Here is a 2353-nt window from a genome sequence, read left to right as displayed (position 1 = left end):
TGATGCGAATTTACATATTTCCAGTTTTAATTTTCCACAAGTTATTCAAAAACCCCTCTTGGATCAAACACCTGTTTTAATTTATCTTCAATTTCTTGACAAATTAGATTGTCATTTTTTGATAGGCAGGGCTTCTCAATTTTACCGATATAGGCTTTTGGCATCACTTTAAAACTGATTTGCGTTACCATTGCCAGTTGTCCTTTTGAGCCAACTAACAGTCGTGCGACATCATAGCCTGCGACATTTTTCATGACCTGACCGCCAAAATTTAAGAGCTCACCATTACCATCAATAATTTGTACACCTAACACGCTGTCGGATATATCTTGCCCGCCGTTAGCATACACTGCACCAATGCTTACGCTATCATTGTCTGTGTAAAAGGGTAAGGCTTGATTGTTGTTTTCAAGTTGTTTTTTAATCTGTGCAATCGGCGTGCCTGCTTTTACCGTCATCACCAACTCTTCTGCGTAATATTCTACAACGCCTGAATAATCCAGCAATGCGCTGTTAATATGCAAATTACTAGATGCCTTAACCAAAGTTTGCAATTGCTGAGTGCGTGTGTCTATTGGATTTTTCATTAGAAACGCTCCAATTCTGGATGTGGTAATTTGCCGTGATGCACATGCATTGCACCCAACTCAGCACAACGGTGCAATTCGGGTACTGCCTTACCAGGATTGAGTAGTGATTTTGGGTCAAAAACTGCCTTGATTTTATGAAACACCTCTAACTCTTTACTGTTAAATTGATGACACATGGCATTGAGTTTTTCCACGCCCACACCGTGTTCACCTGTGATTGTGCCACCCATATCAACGCTGAGTTTTAAGATTTCTGTGCCGAATTCTTCGGTTTTTTCTAGCTCACCTGCCACATTGGCATCATACAAAATAAGCGGGTGTAAATTACCATCGCCCGCATGGAAAACATTGGCGACTCTGAGCTGATATTTTTGACTTAACTCATTAATTTTTTCCAACATATCTGCCAAATGACGGCGTGGAATCGTACCATCCATACAATAATAATCAGGGGACAGTCTGCCTACCGCAGGGAAAGCAGACTTGCGTCCTTTCCACAAATTGAGTCGCTCTGCTTCGCTCTGTGATACTTTCAAAGTTGATGCACCTGATAAAACTTTTAATACACAGTCAAGTTCTGCTTGTACTTGCGCCTTAGTACCGTCCAATTCACAAAGTAATAGCGCCTGAGCCTCTAATGGATAACCCACATTTGCAAATCCTTCGGCCGCTTCAATGGCAAAACTGTCCATCATCTCTAACCCAGCAGGGATAATCCCCGCCTTAATGATATCAGCCACTGCGTTCGCACAATCACGCACAGAATCAAACCCAGCCATCACCACACGAGCCAACTCAGGTATTGGTGTGAGTTTCACAGTAATCTCGGTCACAATACCCAATAAACCTTCTGAGCCATTCATTAGCACCAAAAGCCCCAAGCCTTCATCTTGACGACTCAAAATAAGTTCTTCGCCATCAATAGTCAGCATCTTAATCGCTTCAACATTATGCACCGTCAAGCCGTATTTCAAACAATGCACCCCGCCAGAATTTTCAGCCACATTACCCCCAATCGTACAAGCGATTTGACTAGATGGGTCAGGTGCATAATACAAGCCAAATTCGGCAACCGCTTCGCTAATGGCAATATTTCTCACCCCCGGCTCAAGGACTGCTAAGCGTTTCTTCTCATCAATAAATTTAATTTTGTTGAGTTTTGAAAGCCCTAAAACAACAGACTCTTCCAACGGCATCGCACCACCTGATAAACCTGTGCCTGCACCACGCGTGACCACAGGTGTGTTGTATGCTTTACAAATTTTTAATACTTGTTTAATCTGCTCAACACTCTGGGGCAATACTACCGCTAAGGGTTTTTGCCGATACACGCTCAAGCCGTCACACTCAAATGGGCGTGTATTTTCCTCACCTGTAAGAACATTACCCTTAGGCAGAGTGCGAGATAATTCGTGAATAATTGACATCAACTAAAAATTTCTTGATTCAAGAAATTAAATAACGGTGAAGCAACGGTGAAGCAATTTTTCTTGACTGCTATCCCTGTTGCAATAAAGGTATTATGAAAATTTTTCCAACTATTAGTGTGTGTTTTAAAACAACAGTGAAGCAAAATTACAATCATTTCGCCCGCCATGGTACATATTTTCTTGCTTTCGTTCCAACATTTGTATCGTATATATTTATTCTCTTTTCTTCTAGGCTAAAGTTTATTATTTTAGATACCATTGACCTATTCTCTTCTCCTATACCTAAACGCTCTCTTAAAGAAGTATTTGTCATATAGTCTCTTTGAACATATC

The 2353-nt window shown here is 41.1% G+C and carries 2 protein-coding genes and 1 pseudogene; all 3 read right to left on the bottom strand.

Annotated elements, in window-relative coordinates; genetic code table 11:
* Positions 1-41: 41 nt before the first annotated feature.
* Entirely contained in the window at positions 42-587 is a 546-nt protein-coding gene (locus tag BAZSYMA_RS07900; RefSeq protein ID WP_090717619.1) for an FAD-binding protein, read from the bottom strand.
* On the bottom strand, positions 587-2017 hold the full coding sequence (locus BAZSYMA_RS07895; protein ID WP_090717616.1) for an FAD-linked oxidase C-terminal domain-containing protein: 1431 nt from the start codon (positions 2015-2017) through the stop codon (positions 587-589). The genes BAZSYMA_RS07900 and BAZSYMA_RS07895 overlap by 1 nt, the downstream gene beginning before the upstream one ends.
* Positions 2018-2171: 154 nt before the next feature.
* A pseudogene (locus tag BAZSYMA_RS10070) lies at positions 2172-2353 on the bottom strand (transcriptional regulator); the annotation flags it as partial.

This window comes from Bathymodiolus azoricus thioautotrophic gill symbiont (assembly GCF_001298715.1).
Classification (GTDB): Bacteria; Pseudomonadota; Gammaproteobacteria; order PS1; family Pseudothioglobaceae; genus Thiodubiliella.
The sequence above is the reverse complement of the archived record's forward strand: the minus strand, read 5'-3'. Positions and strand labels throughout refer to the sequence as shown.